The organism is Azospirillum brasilense, assembly GCF_003349955.1.
GTDB classification, from domain to species: domain Bacteria; phylum Pseudomonadota; class Alphaproteobacteria; order Azospirillales; family Azospirillaceae; genus Azospirillum; species Azospirillum brasilense_B.
The window spans coordinates 1-1,853 of record NZ_QLKQ01000165.1 but is presented as its reverse complement, the minus strand read 5'-3'; the positions used below and the strand labels follow the sequence as shown (position 1 = coordinate 1,853).

The following is a 1,853-nucleotide window of genomic DNA, read 5'->3' as shown; positions in this document are numbered from 1 at the left end:
GGGAGGCGAACCCGGCGAACTGAAACATCTAAGTAGCCGGAGGAAAGGACATCAACCGAGACTCCGCTAGTAGTGGCGAGCGAACGCGGACCAGGCCAGTCATTCAGTCTACATAACCGGAACCGTCTGGAAAGGCGGGCCAGAGCGGGTGATAGCCCCGTACGGGTAAACCGGACTGAATGCTCGAGTAGGGCGGGGCACGTGAAACCCTGTCCGAACATGGGGGGACCACCCTCCAAGCCTAAGTACTCCTCAGTGACCGATAGTGCACCAGTACCGTGAGGGAAAGGTGAAAAGCACCCCGACGAGGGGAGTGAAACAGTTCCTGAAACCGGATGCCTACAAGCAGTCGGAGCCCCCTTGCGGGGTGACGGCGTACCTTTTGTATAATGGGTCAGCGACTTACAGTAAGCAGCGAGCTTAAGGCGATAGCCGGAGGCGCAGCGAAAGCGAGTCTGAAGAGGGCGCTTGAGTTGCTTGCTGTAGACCCGAAACCCGGTGATCTAGCCATGGGCAGGTTGAAGGTGCGGTAACACGCACTGGAGGACCGAACTCACGCCTGTTGAAAAAGTCGGAGATGACCTGTGGCTAGGGGTGAAAGGCCAATCAAACCGGGAAATAGCTGGTTCTCCGCGAAAGCTATTTAGGTAGCGCGTCGGGCGATTGCCCACGGGGGTAGAGCACTGGATGGGCTAGGGGGCCTCGCGGCTTACCAAACCTAACCAAACTCCGAATACCGTGGAGCACAGCCCGGCAGACAGACGGTGGGTGCTAAGGTCCATCGTCGAGAGGGAAACAGCCCAGACCGCCAGCTAAGGTCCCCAAATCACGGCTAAGTGGGAAAGGATGTGGGAAGGCCATGACAACCAGGAGGTTGGCTTAGAAGCAGCCATCCTTTAAAGAAAGCGTAATAGCTCACTGGTCTAGTTAAGCCGGCCTGCGCCGAAAATGTATCGGGGCTCAAGCCGTGTACCGAAGCTGCGGATGTGATCTTTGATCACGTGGTAGCGGAGCGTTCCGTAAGCCTGCGAAGGGTGTCCGTGAGGCCGCCTGGAGGTATCGGAAGTGAGAATGCTGACATGAGTAGCGACAAACAGTGTGAGAAACACTGTCGCCGAAAGTCCAAGGGTTCCTGCGCAAGGTTAATCCACGCAGGGTGAGCCGGCCCCTAAGGCGAGGCCGAAAGGCGTAGTCGATGGGAACCACGTTAATATTCGTGGGCCAGCGGGTGTGTGACGAATGGGAAAGCGTGTCGGGCCTTATCGGATTGGCCCGGCTGGGGACCCGTTCCAGGAAACAGCCCCCGCATCAGACCGTACCCCAAACCGACACAGGTGGACTGGTAGAGTATACCCAGGCGCTTGAGAGAATGGTGTTGAAGGAACTCGGCAAATTGCCCTCGTAACTTCGGAAGAAGAGGGCCCCGTTGTGGCGCAAGCCATGGCGGGGGGCACAGACCAGGGGGTGGCGACTGTTTACTAAAAACACAGGGCTCTGCGAAGCCGTACAAGGCGACGTATAGGGTCTGACGCCTGCCCGGTGCCGGAAGGTTAAGAGGAGGGGTTCACGCTCCGAATTGAAGCCCCGGTAAACGGCGGCCGTAACTATAACGGTCCTAAGGTAGCGAAATTCCTTGTCGGGTAAGTTCCGACCTGCACGAATGGCGTAACGACTTCCCCGCTGTCTCCAACACCAACTCAGCGAAATTGAACTCTCCGTGAAGATGCGGAGTACCCGCGGTCAGACGGAAAGACCCCGTGCACCTTTACTACAGCTTTGCAGTGGTGCTAGGGATCTCATGTGTAGGATAGGTGGGAGGCTAGGAAACCCGGGCGCCAGCTCGGGTGGAGCCA

General features: G+C 57.7%; 1 rRNA gene. It reads left to right on the top strand.

Annotated elements, in window-relative coordinates:
* A 23S ribosomal RNA gene (locus DXK32_RS31850) occupies nt 1-1,853 on the top strand; the annotation flags it as partial.